Source organism: Pseudoalteromonas sp. CR1 (assembly GCF_019392235.1).
In the GTDB taxonomy this organism is placed as follows: Bacteria; Pseudomonadota; Gammaproteobacteria; order Enterobacterales; family Alteromonadaceae; genus Pseudoalteromonas.
Window position 1 is genome coordinate 1 of record NZ_JAHXRM010000002.1, and the last position, 24743, is coordinate 24743.

General features: G+C 40.8%; 19 protein-coding genes. 5 read left to right on the forward strand and 14 right to left on the reverse strand.

From position 1 onward, the window contains the following. Positions 1-84: 84 nt before the first annotated feature. From KZZ04_RS02920 to KZZ04_RS02945, 6 genes are all read right to left on the reverse strand, one after another. Positions 85-402 carry a hypothetical protein gene (locus tag KZZ04_RS02920; RefSeq protein WP_219421743.1) on the reverse strand — a complete coding sequence of 106 codons (318 nt, stop codon included), beginning with the start codon at positions 400-402 and terminating at the stop codon, positions 85-87. A gap of 118 nt (positions 403-520) precedes the next feature. Further along, positions 521-811, reverse strand: a complete 291-nt coding sequence (locus KZZ04_RS02925) for a hypothetical protein (RefSeq protein ID WP_219421744.1) — start codon at positions 809-811, stop codon at positions 521-523. Positions 812-1061: 250 nt separating this feature from the next. Further along, positions 1062-1538, reverse strand: a complete 477-nt coding sequence (locus tag KZZ04_RS02930; protein WP_219421745.1) for a GreA/GreB family elongation factor — start codon at positions 1536-1538, stop codon at positions 1062-1064. 114 nt (positions 1539-1652) lie between these two features. After that, a complete protein-coding gene (gene secF, locus KZZ04_RS02935; protein WP_219421746.1) occupies positions 1653-2585 on the reverse strand; it encodes a protein translocase subunit SecF in 933 nt (310 codons plus the stop codon). Next, positions 2578-4416, reverse strand: coding sequence for a protein translocase subunit SecD (gene secD, locus KZZ04_RS02940; RefSeq protein ID WP_219421747.1), 1839 nt, complete (start codon positions 4414-4416; stop codon positions 2578-2580). Before secD ends, secF begins: the two co-directional genes overlap by 8 nt. A 110-nt stretch (positions 4417-4526) precedes the next feature. Continuing rightward, positions 4527-4988, reverse strand: a complete 462-nt coding sequence (locus KZZ04_RS02945) for a hypothetical protein (protein ID WP_219421748.1) — start codon at positions 4986-4988, stop codon at positions 4527-4529. A 94-nt stretch (positions 4989-5082) separates the two neighbouring features. Here KZZ04_RS02945 and KZZ04_RS02950 point away from each other — a divergent pair, with 94 nt between their 5' ends. From KZZ04_RS02950 to KZZ04_RS02965, 4 genes are all read left to right on the forward strand, one after another. Beyond that, the gene (locus KZZ04_RS02950; RefSeq protein ID WP_219421749.1) at positions 5083-6861 is read left to right on the forward strand and encodes an ABC transporter ATP-binding protein/permease; all 1779 of its coding nucleotides are present in this window, start codon (positions 5083-5085) and stop codon (positions 6859-6861) included. 174 nt (positions 6862-7035) lie between these two features. Then, positions 7036-9114 (forward strand): M13 family metallopeptidase, encoded by a 2079-nt coding sequence (locus KZZ04_RS02955; RefSeq protein ID WP_219421750.1) that lies wholly within the window; start codon positions 7036-7038, stop codon positions 9112-9114. A gap of 198 nt (positions 9115-9312) precedes the next feature. Further along, positions 9313-10026 carry a YebC/PmpR family DNA-binding transcriptional regulator gene (locus KZZ04_RS02960; protein ID WP_219421751.1) on the forward strand — a complete coding sequence of 238 codons (714 nt, stop codon included), beginning with the start codon at positions 9313-9315 and terminating at the stop codon, positions 10024-10026. A gap of 33 nt (positions 10027-10059) precedes the next feature. Beyond that, positions 10060-11391 (forward strand): leucine-rich repeat-containing protein kinase family protein, encoded by a 1332-nt coding sequence (locus KZZ04_RS02965; RefSeq protein ID WP_257903528.1) that lies wholly within the window; start codon positions 10060-10062, stop codon positions 11389-11391. A 70-nt stretch (positions 11392-11461) separates the two neighbouring features. Here KZZ04_RS02965 and gap read toward each other — a convergent pair whose 3' ends face one another. The 5 genes from gap to glk form a co-directional block, all read right to left on the reverse strand. Further along, the gene (gap, locus tag KZZ04_RS02970) at positions 11462-12466 is read right to left on the reverse strand and encodes a type I glyceraldehyde-3-phosphate dehydrogenase (protein ID WP_058404459.1); all 1005 of its coding nucleotides are present in this window, start codon (positions 12464-12466) and stop codon (positions 11462-11464) included. Positions 12467-12475: 9 nt separating this feature from the next. Beyond that, entirely contained in the window at positions 12476-13096 is a 621-nt protein-coding gene (eda, locus tag KZZ04_RS02975) for a bifunctional 4-hydroxy-2-oxoglutarate aldolase/2-dehydro-3-deoxy-phosphogluconate aldolase (RefSeq protein ID WP_058404458.1), read from the reverse strand. A 33-nt stretch (positions 13097-13129) separates the two neighbouring features. Then, positions 13130-14980, reverse strand: a complete 1851-nt coding sequence (gene edd / locus KZZ04_RS02980; RefSeq protein ID WP_058404457.1) for a phosphogluconate dehydratase — start codon at positions 14978-14980, stop codon at positions 13130-13132. Between the two features lie 327 nt (positions 14981-15307). After that, entirely contained in the window at positions 15308-16324 is a 1017-nt protein-coding gene (locus tag KZZ04_RS02985) for a LacI family DNA-binding transcriptional regulator (RefSeq protein ID WP_058404456.1), read from the reverse strand. 31 nt (positions 16325-16355) lie between these two features. Further along, on the reverse strand, positions 16356-17348 hold the full coding sequence (gene glk / locus KZZ04_RS02990; RefSeq protein WP_058404455.1) for a glucokinase: 993 nt from the start codon (positions 17346-17348) through the stop codon (positions 16356-16358). A 292-nt stretch (positions 17349-17640) separates the two neighbouring features. Here glk and KZZ04_RS02995 point away from each other — a divergent pair, with 292 nt between their 5' ends. After that, positions 17641-18657, forward strand: a complete 1017-nt coding sequence (locus KZZ04_RS02995; protein ID WP_219421752.1) for a LacI family DNA-binding transcriptional regulator — start codon at positions 17641-17643, stop codon at positions 18655-18657. 296 nt (positions 18658-18953) lie between these two features. Here the strand turns inward: KZZ04_RS02995 and KZZ04_RS03000 are convergent, their stop codons facing one another. The 3 genes from KZZ04_RS03000 to KZZ04_RS03010 are packed head-to-tail and all read right to left on the reverse strand — an operon-like array spanning position 18954 to position 24726. Continuing rightward, on the reverse strand, positions 18954-21365 hold the full coding sequence (locus KZZ04_RS03000) for a glycoside hydrolase family 15 protein (protein ID WP_219421753.1): 2412 nt from the start codon (positions 21363-21365) through the stop codon (positions 18954-18956). 9 nt (positions 21366-21374) lie between these two features. Then, a complete protein-coding gene (locus KZZ04_RS03005; protein ID WP_219421754.1) occupies positions 21375-22874 on the reverse strand; it encodes an MFS transporter in 1500 nt (499 codons plus the stop codon). Beyond that, positions 22867-24726: an alpha-amylase family glycosyl hydrolase gene (locus KZZ04_RS03010; RefSeq protein WP_058404452.1), complete on the reverse strand. Its 1860-nt coding sequence runs from the start codon at positions 24724-24726 to the stop codon at positions 22867-22869. Before KZZ04_RS03010 ends, KZZ04_RS03005 begins: the two co-directional genes overlap by 8 nt. Between the last annotated feature and the right edge of the window lie 17 nt (positions 24727-24743).

The following is a 24743-nucleotide window of genomic DNA, read 5'->3' on the forward strand; positions in this document are numbered from 1 at the left end:
TCTATGGTGAGGGATGGTGTCATGTGGGATCCTAAAATGGTTTGAAATTAGGAATTGACACCATAGTCACTTGTTATGTACACCTTAAGCAGAACATTCATTAACTATATTTTCCAGAAATTTTTTTGATTCCTTGAAAGACTTAGGTGTAAACACCTCATCTGGGTCATCTGTATTTGTACCATCAATTGTTAATTCATAGTAAGTAATTTGCCCTTCAGCTTTTTCTACTTCTACGGAGAGCAAATAACTAGTTAATGACCGATACTCTTCAAATTTCTCAAAGAAGCAGGCCTCATAGACAGGAACGTCGAGTTTTTTACCATAACCCACCAAGTTGATAGATTGGAAACCACATGCAGCCAACAAAGAACAAAGTAAAATTGAAATCAGTGTTTTCATATCACTCTAGGTACATAACGCCCCAATAAGGGGCTAAAAATTGTTTGCTAAAATGTGTAGCGAAGCGAAACCGAGCAAACTGTTTTTAGTCCCGCTTCATTGGCTTGTTATATGCTAATTACTCATTTGTTTCAAATTCAAAGCCACCAACTTTTTTAGCAACTAGATTATATGCCCAGCAGAATACCCTTTGCATGAAGTAAAACATAACGCCATAAAATAAAGGAGCTAAAGCAAAAAATAGAAATGGAAAGTTAGGCATCGTTTCACCGCTTTCTGTTTTCAATTCTGGAGCCATAAAAAAGAATAAAACCGAAATGAAACTAAACGGAATCATTAATATCGCAAATGTTAACGCGAAAACCTTACTTGTTTGATGACCCGATATATTCTTGATTTGGACTTTCATGCTTGAACCATACTCCTTGGCATATAACAACTTATTGAACACCATTTTGGTGGTTTATAACACCCCAAAACGGCGTATATTACATAGCTCAATAATTCCACCAAACAACTCTAATGTAAACAACTAATTACGTATGTTACAAAGTCTCTGTTGGTAAAATACACCAAAGCGACTTTTAATAATGTTATGAGACAAATTGGCTTTGTCGGATGGCGCTTCGCTTATCCGACCTACATATAAAAACAATGTTTTATAAAATCTTTACCACACAATATTCATGGTTTTTGCCTGCAATGATTAGGCTTACTTCATCATCAAGCTGTTTGCCTAAAAGTTGTTTACCCAGCGGGGCTTCGGGTGTAACAACTTGAATGGTTATCCCTTTAACTTCAACCGTTAAGCCGCCTGCGGCTGGGCCTAAATAAAACCATTTTTGTAAGGCGTTTTCATCTTCTATACAAACGAGTGAGCTTATAATCACTTTATTGTGAGTAGGCTCTTTAAAAATGGCTTCAAATTGTTTAATGCTTTTATAGCATTCGTTTACGCGCTCGGCTTGGCCTTGTGCTAAATAAGCGGCTTCGAGCCCTAGGGTGTCGTATTGTGTTTCAGCTACGCTTTCTTCGTGAGTTGCGGCGTCGTGCGCGGCTTTGGCAGCTTGTTTAGCGTTGTTTAATTGTGCTTCAAGTGCAAATTTAAGGTGTTCTATTACGTGGGTTTTGTTCATGAGGGAGCGCTAATAACCAATGCTGTAAACTATGTGGTTAATTTTAGCGTTATAAGGCGCTTAAAACCATTATTTTAAGCGCCGATATGTTTACTTAATTATTAAGACTCGCATTTACGGCATATCCATCAATGCTTGGGTTTTTACATCGAGCTCTTCTTCGTAGTTTTTAGCACTTAACCCTAAAAGCTCTGGCAAAGTGGCTGCAATACAAATAGACGAGAAAGTACCCACTACAATGCCTGTAAATAATGCAATAGCAAAGCCTTGTAATGGTGCGCCTGCGAGTAACCAAACGCTGGCAACCGTTGCAAGTGTGGTGCCCGATGTAATAAGTGTGCGCGTTAAGGTGCTTTTTATCGCGCTATTTATAATACTTGCAGGGCTAAGTGCATTATTAGATTTAACACGTAAAAGCTCGCGTACTCTATCACCCACTATTATAGAGTCGTTAAGTGAGTAACCTATAATGGCGAGTAAACTGGCAAGCACGGTTAAATTAAACTCAATATTTAATAGCGAAAATAGCCCCAGTACGAGTAGTAAATCATGTACTAGCGCAACCACTGAGCCTACAGCTAAACGCCATTCAAACCGCACCGCTAAATAAAGCATTACTGCAACCATGGCTGAAAATAGCGCTAAACAACCTTGCTCAAATAATTCATCACCCACTTGTGAGCCAATATACGCTGACGATAAAACCTCAGCGTTTATATCTGCGTTTTGAGTAATGGCAGATTGCCAATCGTTACTATTTGCTGTTGAATCGCTAGGCGCTTCGCGTAGTTGAAAATGGCTATTACCTTGCGCGGTTAGCTCAAACTCGCCATTGTGATTTTTAGTAATAAACGATTTAAGCTCTTTTAACTCAACACCTTGGCTGGTAGTAAATTCTGTTAGGTAGCCACCGGTAAAGTCGAGCCCAAAATTAAGCCCTTTTTGACTAAGCGTAAACACCGATAGCAGCACAAGTATGGCGCTCAAAAGCATGCCTGAAAAACGCAGGCGCGTGCCCGCCTCGCCCTTTAAAAAAGTGTTAAGCATGTGCATTTACTCCTGCTTTTTTAGCCAATTTTAAATATAACGTTTGGCTTAGTACTTTTGATACGTACACGCCAGTAAATACTGAAGTAATTAATCCAAGTGCCAATGTTATGGCAAAGCCTTTAACTGGCCCGTAACCTATGCCATATAAAATAAGCGCGGTGATCATAGTGGTTATATTGGCATCAAATATTGTATTGGCCGCCTGTTTATACCCCTCTTGAATTGCTTGGTATGGCGTACGCCCTTTACGGCGCTCTTCTTTAATACGCTCAAATATAATAACGTTGGTATCGACCGCCATACCAATAGTGAGCACAAGCCCGGCAATACCCGGAAGTGTTAATACAACCCCTGGTAATAAAGACATGAGGCCAACAAGCGACGTTAAATTTAATAACAGCGCTACGTTTGCAATAAGCCCTAAACGGCGATACCACAGCGCCATAAAGGCAAGTGTAATACCCATGCCCAGCATGAGTGCAGCTAAACCATTACTAATGTTTTCGCTGCCAAGGCTTGGCCCTATTGTTTGCTCATGCACTATAGTTACCGGCGCGGTTAGTGAGCCGGCGCGCAATAACAAGGCTAAGTCGGCCGCTGCTTGCTGGCTTTTCATATTGGTAATGCTAAAACGTGAACTTAAATGCTGCGCAATATTAGCAACATTTATAACTTCGCTTTTTTTAATGGTTTCACCATTTGCGTTTTGAGAGTACTCAGAGTAAACCGTGGCCATAGGCTTACCAATATTAGCTTTTGAAAACGCCGACATAGCATCGCCGCCTTGCCCATCTAGGCTAAGTTGAACCAGTGGCTTACCCCAATCGTCACGGCCTATGTTGGCATTATTAATATGATCGCCGGTAAAAATAGGCACAGGATCAAGATTTATGGTGCCACCCGACTGCATATTAAATGTTTGGCCACCCACTTCTTTTAACTGATAAAACCCAAGTGATGCAGTGGCGCCTATAATGCGCTTTGCCTCGGTTGGGTCTTGCACACCAGGCAGCTCAATACGTATACGCTGCTTACCCTGACGCTGTGTTACAGCTTCGGTAATACCTAATTCTTCTATGCGTGAGCGAAGCGTAGTAAGCGTCTGGCTCATTACTTCTTTATCAAAATTGCTGCGCCCTTGCTCTGAGTAGCTAAACTTGGCGTTTTTAACATTGCCATTATTGGTTGTTGTAACCGCTAAATTAGCAAAGCGAGTTTGAAGCTCATCAATTACGGGTGTAAGTTTTTGCACCGCATTAGGCAGCGCGTTAATTTCAAATCCATGCTCAGTTTGCTGCGCTTTAAGACCGTGCGCTTTTTGTTTAACAATAATTGATTTGGCTTGTTGATACGCACTGGCTAATTGCTCATCAATTGCTTTATCTAAATCTACGTCGAGTACAAATAACACGCCGCCATTTAAATCAAGACCCAGCTTTATTGGTGATAAACCAAAATTTTGTAACCATGGTGGGCTGGTTGCATGCTCTACAATTTTAACTTGCGTGTTTGGATACTGCGCCTTTATAGCCGCTTGCGCTTGGGCGCTTTTAGTTGGCTCGTTTAATAAAATATTTATAGTGGATTGCTTATCAAGGCCTTGCTCGACTTTTAAGCCTTGGTTATTTAAAAAAGTAACGAGTGCTTTAGTGCTTGGCACGACTTGGATTTCGCTATGTGGCGCGCTATTTACATGCAACCACGATTTATTAGGGTATAAGTTGGGTAATGCACTAATAGCTAATAAAATCAGCACAATAAGCATGGCTATATAGCTTAATTTAAATTTAGCCATAAATGGCTTTTGATCTTTTTTTACACTTAACATGTTTTTTCCTTATTGCCAGTAAATTACTGGCAACGTACTTTTTAAAAGCACAATTAATCTCAAGGCTTAAACGTAAAACGTTAAAACCTAATAAAAATTAAATAAGAAAATTAAGCGTGGTAGGTAGTTACCGCTTTGTAGAGTACGTTGGCGTCTTTCCAGCCGCTGAGCCGCGACTTCTTGCTATGCGTTACAAGTGTAAACCATGGCTGAATAGCATTTACAGCTTGGGGGCGTAAAAATATTTGCCTTACAAGGTGCTGCGCAAAAAACTCAAAAACAACGTCGTATTCTGGCTCACTTTGAACTGTGTGCAAAAAATGTGATGCATTACTTGCTGTAAGCCTTGGCTGATGTGAGTCAAAATCGGTGTGTTGTGTTTTTTTATGCGCAGGGGCGTCTGCAGACTTTGTAGTAGGCTTTGTTTTAGTTATATCAACGGCATCTGTAAATAAAAGCTGTGAATTGACAGCTGGATTTAAATGTTGTGTTACCTGCACAGCATTGCTCTGCACACTAAAAAGTGCAGCTAGTAGCAAAAAAGCAGTTATAAAAACACGAAATTTAAACATACTTAAATCAAACTAAAATAAAGGATGCCTAGTATATTAGGGCAACTATTTAAAATACAATGCTTAATAATTAAGTATTTAATCGAGAAAAATAATGCGCTCCAGACAAAACGTTGAAAAACGTGCAGACGCCATGAATTTAAAACAAAGCGTTAAAACATTGTGGCCTTACATTACAAAATTTAAAGGGCGTGTTTTAATTGCGCTTTTAGCGCTTATTGGTGCCAAAGGCGCCACTCTTTTAATGCCTTGGGCACTTAAAGAAATTATCGACTCGGTTGATAAGTCAATAAACCCAATATTGGTCCTTCCCGCCTTATTGTTACTTATGTACGGCAGCTTACGTTTCGCTAGCGTGTTTTTAGGCGAGGTACGCGATGCGGTGTTCTCGCGTGTAACAGAACATGCCATGCGCAATATTGGCTTAAAAGTATTTAAACATTTACATAGCCTAGAGCTTGCCTTTCACCTAGACAGACAAACTGGTGGAATAAGCCGTGACATAGAACGTGGCACCAGTGGGCTCAGCTTTTTAATGCGCTTTTTAATGTTTAACATTGTACCCACCCTTTTTGAAATACTCACCGTCGCGATTATCTTTGGGACGCTATTTTCTGTCTGGTTTGCTTTAATTACGCTCCTTGCTGTAGGTGTGTATATATTTTTTACTGTCACGGTCACTCAGTGGCGTAACCGTTTTATTCGTGAATCAAACGCGGCTGATAACCTCAGTAATACGCGCGCAATTGACAGCCTTCTAAACTACGAGACTGTAAAGTACTTTAACAACGAAGAGTTTGAAGCCAACACATACGACTCCTTTTTAGCAAACTGGGAAACTGCGCGATTAAAAAATAGAATGTCTCTTTTAGCGCTAAACTCTGGGCAAGCGTTAATTATTGCCAGTGCCATTACCGCTTTAATGTGGTTAGGCTCAAGTGAGGTAGTGACTGGATCACTTAGCATTGGTGAATTAGTAATGATAAACGCATACATGATCCAACTATTCTTACCACTTAACTTTTTGGGGTTTGTGTACCGTGAAATACGTCGCGCCCTTACCGATTTAGAAAATATGCTGGGCTTACTTAATAAAAAGCCACAAGTAACTAATGCTCCACAGGCAAATACCCTTAATATAAAAAAGGGGGAAATTGCCTTTAATAACGTCAGTTTTAGCTACAATGCAAACCGCCCTATTCTTGATAATATTAGCTTTAAGGTTAAAGCGGGTAGTAAAGTGGCGATTGTGGGCGCAAGTGGTGCCGGCAAAAGTTCATTAGCGCGCCTGCTCTATCGTTTTTACGATGTAACTTCGGGCATTATTACCATTGATAACCAAGCAATTAGCTCTGTTACGCTTGATAGCCTTCGTAAAGCCATTGCTATCGTTCCGCAAGATACCGTTTTATTTAATACAACAATTCGTGAAAATATTGCCTATGGCCGCCCTTCTGCAAGCGACAAAGATATTGATAAAGCGATTGAAATGGCCCATCTAAAAGGTTTTATTAACACGTTGGCTGATGGCGATAAAACGCGAGTTGGTGAACGCGGTTTAAAAGTATCCGGTGGCGAAAAACAGCGCATTGCAATTGCACGCGCAATTTTAAAACAATCCCCTATTTTAATATTTGACGAGGCCACATCGGCACTCGACTCTCAGGCCGAACAAGCAATATTAAAGGCCATGCATGAGGTAGCCAGCGAGCACACCAGTATTGTAATTGCGCATCGCTTATCAACCATTACCGATGCACACTCTATTATTGTGCTTAAATCAGGCCAAATTGTTGAACAAGGTAAACATAATGAGTTACTGGCCTTGGCTGGTGAATATGCAAATATGTGGGCATTACAACAACAAGATTAACCTGTTTATAAATTTATATTGGTCGCTTATTGCTTGCTATTGTTTATTGGCTTTTATCGGGTCAGGCTGTGATTCACCTCAAAAGAATTGTGTGCCTGCCTTTTATACATAACAATCAAAAATGATATTTTTTATAACAAAAATTAACAAATTCATTATCCAAGGGGATAAACAATGAAAAAGAGTTTAATTGCAGCGGCTTTAGCTGCCACTTTTATAACGGGCTGTTCAGAGCCACAAACTACAAACAGTGAAGTTCAAACTGCAAGCGCTGAAAGTACAGCCATTAGCGATAAAGCCGAACTAGGTAGCTTTGGTGTAGATTTATCAGCGCGTAACGAAGCCGTTAAGCCTGGTGATGATTTTTTCATGTACGCCAGTGGCACATGGTACGACAACTATAATATGCCAGCTGACAAAACGCGTTATGGTGCGTTTTCAGCATTAGCAGAACGCAGTGAAGACCGTGTTAAAAAAATTATCGAAGACATAGCTGCACGTAAAGAGCTAAACGCTGAAGAGCAATTGGTTGCTGATTTTTATAATTCATACATGGATACCGACACACTTAATGAGTTGGGTGTTAAACCTATTCAACCGCTGTTAAATCAAATTAGTAATATGGAATCAACCGACGACTTAGCTTATGTATTTGGGCAATCGTGGTTATCGGGCCTTCGTACTCCTATTGGTGGTGGTATGTGGTTTAACCGTTTAGATCCAAATAAATACGAAATGTCGTTAGGCGCTGGTGGTTTAGGCTTACCTGACCGTTCTTACTATTTAGAAGATGCTGAGCGTTTTGTTAAAACTCGCGAAGCGTACGTGGCTCATATTGCCGACATGCTAAAATTTGCCAATGTTGATAACACAACAGAACGCGCAAAAGCCATACTAGAGCTTGAAACTAAAATAGCACAAGGGCATTGGCCACGCGAAAAACGACGTAACCGCGACCTGTCGTTAAATCAAATTAAACGTGAAGATTTAGCCGCTACTTACCCTGGTTTTAACTGGGATGTATATTTTGAGCAAACAGGGTACAAAGTACCTCAGCTTAACGTATCTCAGCCTGAACCGGTTAAAGCCATGATTGAGCTTATTAATAATGAAGATATCGCGGTTTGGAAAGATTACCTAACTTACCATGCAATTAGCGGTAATGCGGGTTTACTTTCTGAAGATATTTTTAATACGCGTTTTGCATTTTATGGCAAAGAGCTAAACGGCCAACAAGAGCCGCGTCCTCGTTGGAAACGCGCTATTAACGAAATGTCGGGCACAAGCTCGCTAGGCTTTGCGATTGGTAAAATTTACGTTGACCAATACTTTCCTGAATCATCTAAACAACAAATGTCTGAACTGGTTGAAAACCTGCGTTCAGCGTTAGGTGAGCGTATTGATAACTTAGACTGGATGGGCGCTGAAACTAAAGTAAACGCACGTGCTAAGTTAGCTGCATTTGTTCCAAAAATTGGTTACCCGGATGTATGGCAGTCTTATGATGGTTTAACTATTAGCCAAAACGATTTAGTGGGTAACGTTAAAAACATGCGTGAGTTTTTCCGCGCTGAAAGCGTAGAAAAAGAGCTACAAAAAACGGATCGCAACCGCTGGGGCATGACACCACAACGTGTAAATGCCTACTACAATAGCTCGTTTAACGAAATTGTGTTTCCTGCCGCCATATTACAACCTCCGTTTTTTGATCCAAATGCCGATCCAGCAGTTAACTATGGCGGCATTGGCGCTGTAATTGGTCACGAAATGGGCCATGGTTTTGATGATCAGGGTTCAAAATCTGATGCTAACGGTATTCAACGGAACTGGTGGACAGACGAAGACCGCGCTGCATTTGATGCAAAAGCAGACCAACTTGCCGCACAGTACAGTAAATACGAACCTATTGAAGGTAACTTTGTAAACGGCCGTAACAGCCTAGGTGAGAACATTGGTGATGTGGGTGGCTTAGCCATGGCTTACCACGCGTATAAACTAAGCCTAAATGGTAAAGAAGCGCCTGTAATAGATGGCGTAACAGGCGATCAACGTTTCTTTTTAGCTTGGGCACAAGTATGGAAAGAAAAACGTACTGAGCAAAGCATGTTAAACCAGTTACGTGGTGGAACACATGCTCCAGGTCGGTTTAGAGCGCAAGCACCACGTAACCACGATGCTTGGTACAAAGCGTTTGACGTAAAACCAGGTGATGCCTTGTATTTACCAGAAGAAGAACGCGTTCGTATTTGGTAATTGCCTTATAATATGTAAATCAATACTAAACAGCCCGCAATAGCGGGCTGTTTTATTTAGAACGTATTTTATTCAAATGGCTATATTGGCTTTTTAACTATTAATGTTCCCCAATCCGTACTAGCCCTTAATGTCATTTACCTTTAGAATACGGTCTATTATTTTTTCAGTTATTTATAAAATTAAGGCGAAACGCAGATGGGAAGAGCTTACCAAAACAAAAAAGATTCAATGGCTAAAACTGCGGGTGCTAAAACTAAAGTTTACTCTAAGTACGGTAAAGAAATTTATATTTGTGCTAAAAATGGCGGTGTGGATACAGATGGTAACTTATCATTGCGCCGCTTAATTGAACGTGCAAAAAAAGACCAGGTACCAGCACACGTAATTGACCGCGCAATTGAAAAAGCAAAAGGCGGCGGTGGTGAAGACTACGCTGCAACACGTTACGAAGGCTACGGCCCAGGTAACTGTATGATTATTGTTGACTGCTTAACCGATAACAACAAACGTACATTTGCAGACGTACGTGTTTGTTTTACTAAAGCGAATGCTAAAATTGGCGCTCAAAACTCGGTTTCACATTTATTTGATCACTTAGCTATTTTTGTTTTTAGTGGCGACGATGATGAAGCGGTCCTTGAAGCACTTATGATGGCTGACGTTGATGTAACCGATGTCGAAGTTGATAACGGTAAAGTAACCGTATTTGCTCCGCATACAGAGTACAACAATACTCGTACAGCACTTGAAGAAATGGGCATTACTGAGTTTGACGAAGACTTAATTGCGTTTGTACCACAAGTAGAAGCGCCAATTGAAGGCGAAGACGTTGAAGTAATGGAGCGCTTTTTAGCCATGCTAGAAGATTGTGACGACGTTCAAAACGTTTATCATAACGCGCAATTCTAAACCTTATTCACATATTAATTAAAGCCAACAGCCATGTTGGCTTTTTTATTTACAGGGCTTTATAAATTAATGAATACCCTTGCAGAGCTTAATACTGGTAAGTTAGCCGGTGCGAAGCACTTACAGCTGGTTGAGCAATTATCTGAGTTTCCAGCAGACATTTTTAAGCTTGCCGATACACTCGAAGTACTTGATCTTTCAAATAACAATTTAAGTGATTTACCAGACGAATTTGCTTGTTTACACCGCCTTAAGCGTGTGTTTTTATCGTTTAATCAGTTTAAGCATGTACCCAAAGTTTTGGCCAAATGCCCTGCTTTAATTATGGTGGCATTTAAAGGTAACCAAATTTCAAAGTTTGCACCTAACAGCCTGCCAAAAAAAATTGAGTGGCTTATTCTCACCGATAATAACCTACACGAGTTACCTGAAGATTTTGGTAATTACACCCAGCTTAAAAAGCTTGCACTTGCGGGTAATAAGTTAAAACATTTACCGACAAGTATGGCTAACTGTACTAATTTAGAGCTTGTAAGGCTCTCTGCCAATAACCTAACAAAACTCGATGATTGGCTAATAGAATTACCCAAACTTGCTTGGCTTGCTTTTGCAGGTAACGACTATAATAAAGCGCAGTGCTTAACTAAAAGTACGTTGAAAAATACCCCGCTTGAAAATTTTCAACTTAAAAAAGTAATAGGCCAAGGCGCATCGGGGTTTATACACCTAGCAAAAGCTGAGCAAACTAGTGTTGCAATAAAGCTGTTTAAAGGTGCAATCACCAGCGATGGTTACCCTCTTGATGAAGTAAATTGCTGCCTTCAAGCAGGTAATCACAATCACTTAATTAATGTACTGAGTTACATAGAGCAAAGTGAACAACTTGGCTTGGTAATGGAATTAATAGATACCAATTATACAAATTTAGGGTTACCACCAAGTTTACAAACATGCACACGCGACACGTTTAATGACGGTTGTAACTACCCTATTGAAGCTGTTTATAAAATAGCAAAACAGATGGCAAACACGCTAACTCACTTACATGACAATTACGTAAGCCATGGTGATATTTACGCACACAACACCATGATAAACGAACAATATGATATTTTGTTTGGTGATTTTGGTGCAGCTACAAACTTAGCTATGCTCAGCGGATATCAGCAGCAGCGAATACAGTTAATAGAAGTGTGTGCTTTTGGGTATTTAATTGAGGATTTACTAAGTACTGTTAGCTCAGCAGATAAACAAAACGACCTCTTTGATAAAATGTCCGATATAGCCGCGCGTGCTATAAATACCGCTATTGCATCGCGCCCTAGTTTTAAAGCGCTAAACGCTTTATTAAACGACTTGGTATAAATTAATCAAAAATAAAAAAGCCTGCATAATGCAGGCTTGGTTGGATAAAGCTAAACTTTTACAGGGTCAATTATAAGTACTGACCTAATGCTTTAACTTGGTCTAACATGCGGTTCGAGAAACCCCATTCGTTATCGTACCAAGCCATTACTTTAACTAGTTTACCATCAGCTTTTGTTTGCGTTGCATCAAAAATTGATGACGCAGGGTTGTGATTAAAATCGATAGAAACAAGCGGAAGCTCGTTGTACTCTAAGATTTCTTTCATTGAGCCCGTTGCTGCGGCTTTCATTACTTCGTTAATTTCTTCAGCAGTTGTGTCGCGTTTAGTAATAAACGTAAAATCAACTAAAGAAACATTGATAGTAGGTACACGTACCGACATACCGTCTAATTTACCCGCAAGCTCAGGAAGTACTAAGCCAACAGCTGCAGCGGCACCTGTTTTAGTTGGGATCATAGACTGTGTTGCACTACGCGCACGGTATAGATCTGGGTGGTAAACGTCAGATAAGTTTTGATCGTTTGTGTAAGCATGAATTGTAGTCATGCTACCTTGCTCAATACCAACTGTGTCGTTAATTGCTTTTGCAATAGGTGCTAAACAGTTAGTAGTACAAGAAGCATTTGAAATGATGTTGCTATCAGCATTAATTACATCGCTGTTAACACCGTGCACTACAGTTGCATCTAAGTCTTTACCAGGGGCAGATACAATTACTTTTTTAGCGCCTGCTGTAATGTGCTTAGCTGCGTCTTCACGTTTAGTGAAAAAGCCTGTACATTCTAAAACGATATCTACGCTTAGCTCTTTCCACGGTAAGTTTGCAGGGTCACGTTCTTGAGTAAGTGTAATTACATCATCACCAATTAACATGGTGTTATCTGCAAGTGTTACTTTTTTAGAAAATTGACCATGAACTGAGTCAAACTGAGTTAAATGTGCATTTACGTTAGCAGGTGCTAAATCGTTGATTGCTACAATTTTAATTTCACTGTTTTGCTCTGACTCATAAAGTGCACGTAATACATTGCGACCGATACGACCATAACCGTTAATTGCTACATTAATCATTTTAGACTCCTATTTAAGTTCACTTGCTTGGCGAGCAAGCGCTTCAATGGCTTGCCAGTCTTTATTTTCAATAAGTTGTTTATCTAACATCCACGTACCACCAACACAAATAACATTGTTAAGTGCTAAATAGTTAGGTGCAGTTGCTAGGCTAATGCCGCCAGTTGGGCAAAAAGTAACGTGCGGTAATGGGCCACCAATCGACTTAAGCATTGCCGTTCCACCAGCAGCTTCAGCTGGAAAGAATTTTAAAAACTTGAAACCATGACTTGCTAACTGCATTACTTCGCTCGCAGTTGCAGCGCCTGGTAAAAATGGGATATCAGACTCTTTTGCAAGTGCTAATAACTCAGTGCTCACACCTGGGCTCACCATAAAGTCAGCACCTGCCGCCACTGAGGCTTCAAAACTTGCTTTGTCCACTACAGTACCTGTACCTACAAAAGCTTCTGGCACTTCAGCTTTCATTAACTTTACAGCTTCTGCTGCAACTGGTGTACGCAGTGTAATTTCAAGTGCTTTTAAGCCACCGTTGTATAACGCTCTAGCAAGTGGTGCAGCATCTTCTAATTTTTCGATTACAACCACTGGCACAACAGGTGCCGATGCTAAGATTTTTTCAATACTCATTACTTGTTCCTCATTACCCAGTTCGGCTAATTATTATTCAAGTCCAAAAGCACTCGCGCCTAAATCGGCACTGCTTACTATATTTCTAAATCCTGTAAATAATTCACGTCCAGTACCAAATGTTAAACTTGGTTGGCTAATTTCAAGCTCACGTTTAGCAAGCTCGTCATCACTAACATGTACTTTTAAAATTCCGTTAGGCGCGTCAAGGGTTACTAAGTCACCTTCTTGAATTTTTGCAATAATGCCACCTTCTACAGCTTCTGGGGCTAGGTGAATTGCAGCAGGAACTTTACCAGATGCACCCGACATACGGCCGTCGGTTACAATGGCAACTTTAAAACCTTCGTCTTGAAGAGTTGCCATAACCGGCGTTAATTTATGAAGCTCTGGCATCCCTTTCGCTTTAGGGCCCTGCTCTTTAAGTACGGCTATAAAGTCTTGGTTTAACTCACCGCGGCTATACGCATCTTGAAGTGCCCCTTGCGAGCTAAATACTTTAGCCGGTGCCGTAACCACTTGATGCTCTTGTGCAACAGCAGATACTTTGATTACCGCTTTACCTAAATTACCAGTAAGCAGTTGTAGGCCACCTTGTTTACTAAATGGATTACTTACAGGACGAAGTACTTCTTCATCAAGTGAATTTGCAGGGCAATCAACCCATTTAACTTTGCTTGGGCCATTTGAATCGCTCATGATCAGGCTTTCGTCTTTATCTAAACGCGGCTCTGTCATGTAAGGTGCTAGGCCATCACCAAGCATTGTTTTAACATCAGTATGCAGGTAACCTGCGCTTGCTAGTTCGCGCATTAAGAAACCCATACCGCCTGCGGCTTGGAAATGGTTTACATCTGCTGAACCGTTAGGGTAAATACGCGTAAGTAGTGGTACAACTTCTGATAAATCAGACATGTCTTTCCACGTCACTTGAATACCTGCAGCCTTTGCAATTGCAACAATATGAATAGCGTGGTTTGTAGAGCCACCTGTAGATAGCAAGCCAACTAAACCATTAATAATGGTTTTTTCGCTAATTACCTCTGCTAAACACGGGCTTTCTTTATCATCTGTAAGCTGCTTAAGCATGGTTTCTACAGCATTACCTGTTAGTCCATCGCGAAGCTCTGTGTATGGGTTAATAAATGAGCTACCCGGAAGGTGCAAGCCCATTATTTCCATTAACATTTGGTTTGAGTTAGCAGTACCGTAAAACGTACAGGTACCTGCACTGTGGTAAGATGCGCTTTCAGCTTCTAGTAAGTCTTCACGGCTAACTAAGCCTTGTGCAAACTTTTGGCGAATACGTGCTTTTTCTTTATTTGGGATACCAGATTGCATTGGACCCGCTGGTAAAAAGAACACAGGTAAATGGCCAAACGATAGTGCGCCGATCAATAAACCTGGGACAATTTTGTCACACACGCCTAAACAAAAAACGCCGTCAAATACGTCATGCGATAATGAAACTGCGGTAGACATTGCAATAACGTCGCGAGAAAACAGTGATAATTCCATGCCATCACGCCCTTGCGTAACGCCATCACACATTGCAGGAACGCCACCCGCTACCTGAGCGGTTGCGTCGAACTTAGTTGCAATGCTTTTGATTACGTCTGGGTAATCTTTGTAAGGTACATGCGCAGATAACATGTCGTTGTATGAATTGATAATGGCTAGGTTTGGCACTTCATCTGCTTTTAAGCGTGCTTTATCATCGCTACTGCAGGCAGCCATTACGTGGGCAATATTGCCACAACCTAATCCCGCACGAACTCTTGTTTGTTTTTTTGCATGCGAAATACGATCTAAATAATCTTGACGGGTGTTTTTACTGCGTTCAATAACGCGTTGGGTAACTTCTTGAATTCGAGGATGTAACATAATTAACTCATCTCTATTAGTTAGAGGATAAAGGCTCAGTAGCAATTACAGACTCCACGTAAATAACTGTACTGAGCATCTTTGATTGACCCGTTCAAAGGTACGATATCAGGGAGCCTCTCACAACAAACCTGACACCGGTGTCACTGTATTAACTCACAGCTATGACACCGGTGTCAACCCTGGCCGCTAAATTTAATTTAACTTTTTATCATGACCAATTAATGAACACTTAAATTCTTGTGTACATACACACTTTTATCAAGCTGCGGGCAAAAAAAGCCTGAATAAGCGTCACTCATATTCAGGCTACTGTGAAAAAGTATTTTATGGATTTACGCGTGCTGTTGATTCACGCGTTATTAAACGTGATTCAAGCGTGATTTGAAAGGGTTGCTCTTGAGGCTCTGTAATGTGGTTAATTAATTGGGTAACCGCAAGCTTTGTCATTTCTTCTACTGGTTGGGCTATGGTTGTTAACCCTGGCCAAATATGACGTGCAATAGGTGCATTATCAAAACCGGCTATAGAAATATCGTCAGGTACACGCAATTGCCTTTGTGTTGCGAGTTTAAGTACAGCCGCGGCCATGTAATCGTTTGATGCAAATACAGCGGTGGGACGAGGTGACAAATCTAAAATGCTGCGCGCGCTGTCTACGCCCGAGTGGTAACTAAAGTTACCTTCTTCAACTAATCGCTCGTCAAACTCAATATTGTGATTTGCTAAAGCGCGCCTGTACCCTTTAAAGCGTTGCTGTGTTGCACTATGATCAGGATGACCTTTAATAAATGCAATTGACTTATGCCCAAGGCTGATTAAATGTTCTGTGATTTCAAATGCGCCCTGCTCGTCGTTGCTACGAACAGAAATAGATTCATCTTGTAGAATTGCGGAAGCAACTCTAGCAAACGGAATTTTTTTAGCTGTTAAAAACTCGACCAACTCAGGAAAATCACCAAAAGGTGGCGTAAGTACAATGCCATCTAAACGAGATGTTTGAAGCAACTGCTCAACATTACTAATTAAAGCTTCGCCTCTGTATTCGCATGGATGAATTAGTAAGTTGTAATTGTTTTCTTGGCAAGCGGCTAATGCACCAGTTTGAACACGCGTGATATAACTTTTACTGGGATTGTCGTATAAGCAGCCAATAATAAAGCTTCTGTTTTGTGCTAAACCACGCGCAATAGGATTTGGCGTGTAATCTAGTTCTTTAAACACAGCGAGTACTTTTTCACGTGTGGCTGCACTTACGTTAGGCTCATTATTTAGAACCCGCGACACTGTTTTTTTAGACACACCAGCATGACTTGCTACACTGTTGATTGTTACTTTTTTCATCACTCTATTTTCCACATGCAATCAACAAAAACTACTTGGCGTTATGCAAACACGCCGCTGCGCCAATTAAAGGTATGTTGTCTTGTGTTACTAATGTAACAGGTATTTGACCTGTGTATTGCGACATAATCCCTTTTTGCGAAAAGCGTTCAACAAAGCGACTTTCGAGCAAGCGGGCTTGCATACGCGGTAATATTCCTCCACCAATAAATAAACCACCTAACGCGCCGTAAGCTAACGATAAATCACCCGCTACACTGCCTATCCAATCACAAAACTGGTTTAATGTTGCATCGCACACATCACACTCGCCACTATTTGCTAAGCTGCTAATTTGAGCAGCATCAAGGTTTTTAGGCGATTGCCCTTTAACGGCAGCCATTGCTTTATACAAATGGGTAATGCCTGGGCCAGAAAAAACGGTTTCAACGGAAACGTGTTGATGCTCTTTTTTTAGTTCTTGAATTAATAAAGCGTCGAGTTCTGTCACCGCTGCAAGTGATATATGCCCACCTTCGGAGCTTAAAACAGAAGTAGAATGAGATGTTCTGACTAAGCAAGCCGCACCAAAGCCCGTTCCAGGCCCCATAACGCCAATATTTGCGTTATCGTCTGCCTGACCGGCTTTTATAACAACATTTTGCGATGGGTTTAAATAAGGTGCAGCGTACGCAAAAGCAGCAAAATCATTAATAACATCAAGCTCATTCAATTCAAAATGGACTTTAAAATCGTTAACACTAAAGTGCCAGCCTAAATTTGTTAAGTGAACCTGGCCTGCCTTTATTGGGCCTGCTACCGCCAAACACGCACGTTTTGGTGTAATGTGTGGTACGGTTGTTAGGTAATGCTCCAGTGCTTTTTCAAGTGAGCCAAAGTTAGCACTAGGGAATGTATTATTGTGCTCAATAGTAAATTGATTTGTTGTATCATCAAACGATGTAATTAAAGCAAAGCGCGCGTTAGTGCCACCAATATCGGCAACTAAGATAGGATCAAATTGGGTAGAAGAGTTTAGGCTCATGGTGTTATCTCTTTTGTTTAAGCAATCAGTGCTTTTTTGTTCTACAATAGTAAACCATTGGTGTAATTACTTTAGGCTATCACCCTAAAGCGGCTATCAGAGAAAAAATGCTGCCTGTAGCGATTACAAACAGCCAATTCGTTTTGACAACAAAATGATAAAACATAAATATTATGACACCGGTGTCACAGTCAAATCAATAAATAATTTGCTTTAAACACAAAAAGCTTGAAATATTTAATTAATAAACGAAAATGGCACTATTGTGTATTACATTAACTAAGTTGTGATAATGAAAAGTAAAGCTACATCATTTGATATTGCCCACTATGCAGGGGTATCTCAATCAACTGTATCTCGTGCTTTACGAAATAGCCCGCTTGTAAATGAAGAAACACGCAAGCGTGTTCACGACATAGCTAAAAAGCTCAATTACAAGGTCGACAAAAACGCGAGTAACCTGCGTACTCAGCAAAGCAGCACGCTAGCCTTATTATTATTTGAAGACCCGACTTCTGACGAATCACAAATAAACCCATTCTTTTTATCTATGCTGGGCAGCATTACCCGCGCGTGCGCAAAAGAAGGTTACGATTTATTAGTGTCGTTTCAATCAGCCAGTGCAGATTGGCAAGCCGATTACGAGGATAGCCACAGAGCCGATGGGATTATTTTACTCGGTTACGGTGATTACATAGACTTTCAGCCAAAGTTTAAAACCCTGCTTGATCAAAACACTAAATTTGTATGTTGGGGTGCAACGGTAGACAATAGACCCGATCTAACCGTGTGCTGCGACAATTACGGCGGTGGTAAACAGGCGGCGGCTCATTTTATAGCCCACAACAGGCAAGACTGTGCATTTATTGGCGATGCTTCTGACCACAGCCCAGAATTTTTTGCTCGTTTTCAGGGGTTTAAAGACGAACTAGAAGCTAACAATATTGCTATAAACGAACGTAAAATGGCTAACGCTATTTCAACGGAAGAATCAGGCTATCATGCAACTCGCTCACTCATTGCCAACAATATTAAATTTAACGCGTTATTTGCAGCAAGCGACTTAATCGCAATTGGTGCTATTCGAGCACTCAAAGAAGCAAATATTAACGTCCCTAAAGATGTTGCAGTCGTCGGGTTTGATAACATAGCTATAGCCAGCTTTGTAAACCCACCACTGACAACCATAGAGCAAAACACCACCGTTGCAGGTCAAATGCTCGTTGAAAATTTACTAAAATTAATTCGTGAAGAAGAAGTACAAAGCACCCTTTTACCCCCCGTGTTAATTGCTCGCGGATCGAGTTAAATATTTAACCTGAACTGTGGATAATATATCTATTTAAAGCAGCTATTCTTAGCACTAACTGCGTTAAATTTATTTGCAATAGGCTCGCTATTGACGCGTAAATTCGCCTTGTTTTCACTTAAAAATTCTTGCTAGAGAAAAACAGAATTAAATTTAGTTAAAATTTAGTTGGTTAATAAATCTCTTAACCAAAGTTCAAGTTATTCAATACACAGCACCCTGCTTCAAATATAACTTTACCTTAAATATAAAAAACCACGCTATAAGCGTGGTTTTTCTTTACTTAGTAGACAAGTTTACTTTAGTGCTTTTTCTACCACTGGGTAATAATCCCATACTTGTTTATCGCTTAATGAGCGAACTAGCTTTACGTACTCAGCATGTGTCCACGCTAATGGTGTTGCTGAGTTAGTACCTTCGCCCAACTCATAACCGGCTTTATTAACACCTACGCCATCCCAAACTTGTTCAGGCAACATCATGCCTTCATTCGCAAACTGTTCTAGACCTTTTACGTAACTATTTCTAATATCAGCCTGCTTAGTATCATTAAGTGTTTTGCTAGCGTTAGCTGCAGCAATTTCGTAATGGCCGCGTTCACCGGTGAAAAATGGCCATACACGACCACGTTGCCCAGGAGTGTTAGCGCCGCCCTCTGCGTAATTTGTGCCTGTTACTTCATCTTCGCCGTAACCGTCGTTACCATAGCGGCGGTAGCCTGCAAATGTGCCGGTGCCATCTTCAAAACTAAAGCTATATTTTACCTGTAGGTTATCATCAAGCGTTTCATCGTCATATTCAGGCAATGTTTTAACAATGCTTTCGTCGTTAGCGCCACGCACACCGTAGCGTACAAGTTCTAAAAACCCACCATCTAAAATTTGCTTTTTATTAAACCCTTCACGGCCATTATTCGCATTAATTTTGGTGTCTGAGTTTGCATCAGTATCTTGGCCTATACGAATAAAGTACTCACCATCGGTATTTTCGCTTTTTAAATTACCCTTTGTAGTAAACATTTGCGATTCTATTTCGCTGTTATACTTCTTAGCCGTTTCTAAATAACGCTTAGCGTTTTTGTCGTCACCGCTAAGTGTTGCTATATCGCTGGCTGTTATCAAGCCCGCAACAATTGCAGCCGTCGTAGAAGGCGAGTAACCTTCTTGCTCTTCCCAGCGCTCCTGCTGTGTTGCCGGTGGAGTAATTTGCGTGTCGTTCCATAAAATTTTAGCAAGGCCACCATCAACTAAAAAATCGGCTGCCGGTTTTAGCATTTTACCGTACCAACTTTTTAGTTCATCGTCGCTAAGTACATTGGCTTTATGTAACTTCCAGGCAAGCATAATAGGCATAGCGGTTTGATCTAACTGTACACCTACCCATTCAAGCTCACCATCTACATGTGTTTTTTGTAAAAACCAGCCAGTATCGCCATTATTGCCGGGCGTATTGCTGTTAACTTGTACTTTTTCAAGGTACTCAAATGCTGTTTTAGCAGTGGCTGTATCGCCGAGCGCCATAAATGCCATTGCTACTTGGTAAAAGTCGCGCACCCATACCGCTTTATAACCGGTAGAACCTTCTTTTGCAGATACAGTTTCACCCCATGGGTTTGACAGTGATGCAATAAGTGCACCCGCGTGTGTTTTATCTTCTTGTGCTTTTAAAACCATGGCACTGGTATATAAAAGCTTGCCGTTATCGGCAGTTTGCTCAACCATGCTTGCTAGTGGCTCAATACTTTGTATGTAGTCTTGCCAACCTAGCTCGTCGCCTTTACCGTTGTAGTGATCAAGTACCGCTTTATAGCCCTTTGCCAAGCTTTGCTCACCGTGCTGCATACTTTGCTGCTGCGTGTTACCAAAGCTTAAAGCTAAATCAAATGTGGTGTTGTTACTGATATCACCGAGTTCTGCAAGCATGTTTACATTACCTGAAGCATCACCGGTATTCGTATACTGATTGCTAATTGCTTGTGTTGTTTTAAGTGAGCTTATGCCATCACTTTCACCTGTAAAGCCAACGGTTTGCGCTTTAAAAGGTGAACTTGATTGTAATGTTAAATAGTTATCGCCTTCCCAAGCTACAAGCCCTTGCTCTGTTGTTTTAGCAAAGTCACCTAATCCGTTATTATTAATGTATGGGTTAACGTTAACGTAGGCTTTTAAACCCTCTAATTGAGTATTAAATACACTTCGTACAAATAATGTTTGTGTATCTGGGTCGGTAAATATATGTTTTTCTAAACTAAAGCGACCTTGCTTGTCGGTACTTGTTACTTTATAAGCTAGTGAAAGTGGTCTGCCTTGCTCATCTTTGTATAAGTAATCAATAGTTACGTCTAAGTCATCAGCCTCGGTTACCGTAAAATCTTTACCGGTAACAATAAATTGCATGTCTTTTATTTGTGCTTGGTGAATAAGCCCAAACATAGTTTCTGTGATCATCCCTTTAGCAATAGAAAACCACACTTTCGATACATTGCCTGTTGCAGCTGAGTCACTGTACTGACCGTTTTTATATTCTTCAAACGATGTGCCGATACCTGTTTTACCTGCATACGCCCAAAATGGCTCTGCGCCTGGCGCGCCAGGTGCCGATTTAACCTGTGCAGCGATATTTTCATTATCTGTGCTTGTGTTTTGTGCACCGCAGGCAGTTAAACCCAATGTTAAAAGTGAGGCAGTTATAAGGTTATATTTTTTCATTGTGTGTCCTTAATTAGAATTTTTAACGCGCATTACGGCTACAGCGGCAACGACAAATGAGGCTGCGCCAATTAGTAATGCGTAAATAGGCTGATTTGAAAATGCGTGACGTAAAATAAGCCCTAGAATACTGGCTGCTAGCAATTGCGGGATAACAATAAAGAAGTTAAAAATGCCCATGTAAACGCCCATTTTATTACTTGGTAAGGCGTTACTTAACATAGCGTATGGTAGCGATAGAATAGAGGCCCACGCAAAGCCCACACCAATCATAGGTATAAGTAACATTTTAGGATCTTGAATAAACATAAAGCTTGCAAGGCCTAACGCGCCTAGCAATAAATTAAAACAATGCGCTCCTTTTAGACCCATTTTTTTAACTAAAAACGGAATACACATAGCGGCAATAGCAGCAAAACCATTGTAAGCGGCAAATAAAATACCCACCCAATCTGCACCATCGTTAAATGCTTTAGAAGTTGCATCGCTACTACCATAGTGAAAGCTAGTCACCGCGGCAGTGGTGTAAATCCACATGGCAAATAACGTAAACCAGCTAAAAAACTGTACCCATGCAAGCTGCTTCATGGCCTCTGGCATTGTGAATACATCTTGCACTACTTGGTAAAAACCACCTTGGGTTTTATTAGCACTTTTAAGCGCTGCTGCAATCCACTGCACAATCCCAAATGCTAGTAAACCACCAGCAAGTAGGTAAAGCTCTTTTTCAAGCGATAACCCCATTACTAATGCAAGAATTGCTAAACCTAACACCACAAAAATAATGGCGCCTTTGTTAAAGTTAATATCGGCAATAATTGCAGTGGTAGACTTCGCTGTTTGCTTTTCAAATTCAGCAAGTTGTTCTGGGCTATATTCCTTGGTGCGTGCCACAGTCCATAAAACAGCTACTAATAAAACCACCCCACCCCAGTAAAATGAATATTTGACTGACTCGGGAATTTGCCCTGCCGCTGCCGTATTGCTTACATCAAACCAGTTGGTCATCATCCAGGGTAATGCTGAGGCTAATACCGCTCCAATACCAATAAAAAAGCTTTGTAAACCATAGCCTGTTGCACGTTGTTTCTCTGGCAGGTTATCACCAACCAGCGCTCTGAAAGGTTCCATGGTCACGTTAATCGAGGCATCCATGATCCATAACATACTTGCAGCAATCCAAAGGGTTGGCGAATGCGGCATAATAAATAACGAAAGCGTTGTTAACACTGCCCCTACAAAAAAGAACGGACGACGGCGGCCAAATCGGCCCCAAGTTTTATCGCTCCAATAACCTATAATGGGCTGAACAATTAAACCGGTTAGTGGTGCAGCAACCCATAAAATGGGTATATCATCTACTTGGGCGCCTAATGTTTGAAATATACGGCTCACGTTACCGTTTTGCAGGGCAAAACCAAACTGTATGCCTAAAAAGCCAAAGCACATATTCCATATTTGCCAAAAACTTAGATTTGGCTTGTCACTATTATTATTTTGATTATTCATTATTAGCCTTATTTGTTAATACTGCGCTGCTAAATGCTTCAAGTGTCAGGTTAAATGTAGCGCCTTGCGAGTGTGTTTTAAGTGCCACTTGGTGTTGCTCAAGTAAATCAACAAGTAGTGAGCTTTCACCCAGTTTTGTTACTTTATCCCGAGATAGATCAACAGAGATACTCTGTGTTTGCTCACTAAAGTTACTGAGTACCAAAATTGTTTGCTGCCCAAGCGCTCGGCTAAACCCTACAATACGATCGCTGCCTGTAATAGTAAGCTCTTGCATATCGCCGCCCACAACAGCAGGTAAAATATTTAAAGCCATAATTGCTTTGTAGTATTCACGCAATGCAGCTTGTTCGTTAGTGAGTTTTGCACCATCAAACTGACCCTTATTCATCCATGCTTGATGAGCAGGAACGCCTATATAATCAAAAATACTGGTGCGAGTTGGCGAACCAAATCCAGCATTTTCAGAACCATCTTCACCCACATCTTGGCCAAAATATAATAAGCTTGGCGCGCGACTAATTAAGTTAGATACCACCATAGCGGGTTTACCCCACGCTGCACTTCCTGCAAAGTCTGGGCTGGCAATGCGTTGCTCGTCATGGTTTTCTAAAAAATGCAGCATGTGTTGCTCTATATCGGCAACGGTTTTATGCGCATCAAAAATAGTGTTTGCTGGCTGCTTGACTTGCATAATGGCCTTTAATGTATCGTAAAAGCCGACTTTATCGTAAAGGAAATCCATTTTACCTTGATGAATATAAGCACGATACATTTTCGGGTTGTATACTTCAGCCAATAAAAAGGCGTCTGGCTTTTGCATTTTTATTGATGAATTTAAAAAGCTCCAAAATTCAACCGGTACCATTTCGGCCATGTCGTATCTAAAGCCATCAACGCCTTTTTCGAGCCAAAAAAGTGCAATGTCTCTAAATTTATACCAGCTGTTAGGAAGCTCTTTATCTTGCCAAAATTCATAATGAGCACGATAATTTTGCGTCGCTATAGTTTTTGGTAATGTTGGAAAGTCGTAACTGCCGTTTGGTTTAACACCGTAATTAACTTTTACGGTTTCGTACCAATCATTTATGTCGGGTTTTGGCGCTCTTGCACCATTACCTGTCCATTTTGCTGGGTTTTCGTCAAAAAAGCCGTCCGCAAGTGGATGAGCATTGCCACCTAGGACTTGGTAATTAGCATCTGTAGGTACTTGAAAAGACTTTCCTGGTACATAGTAAAAATTATTATTTTTATCATACTCTTTGCTGGTGTCATCTTCTTCACCAAAGTCTTTAACACCTTTTGGCTTACCCAGCGATTCGTAGTTACGCGCCACATGGTTAGGTACTATATCAATAATGACCTTCATTCCATGATTATGTGTGCGTTTAATAAGCTCACTAAATTCGCCCATTCGGTTAGTGACGTTAATCGCTAAATCGGGGTTTACGTCGTAGTAGTCTTTAATTGCATAAGGTGAGCCAGCGCGCCCTTTTACAACATCAGGATCGTCTTTAGAAATACCGAACTGCGTATAATCACCCACTAATGCGTGATGCAATACACCCGTATACCAAACGTGCGTGGTACCTAGTTCTTTAATACCCTTAAGCGCAGCGTTGTTAAAGTCGGCAAATTTGCCCACGCCGTTTTGCTCTTTGCTGCCCCATGGCACATTGGCGGTTTGCGTATTACCAAATAAACGAGTGAAAACTTGATATACAACAGGCTTAGCTAACTCATTAGCTTTACTCTGTGTTACTTGGGGTTGCTCATCTTTATTACTTTCTGAGCAGCTACTAATTAATAGTGCGCTACATAAAATTGCAGGTGCATAAACTGATTTTTTCATTGTGTGTCTTTTGTCAG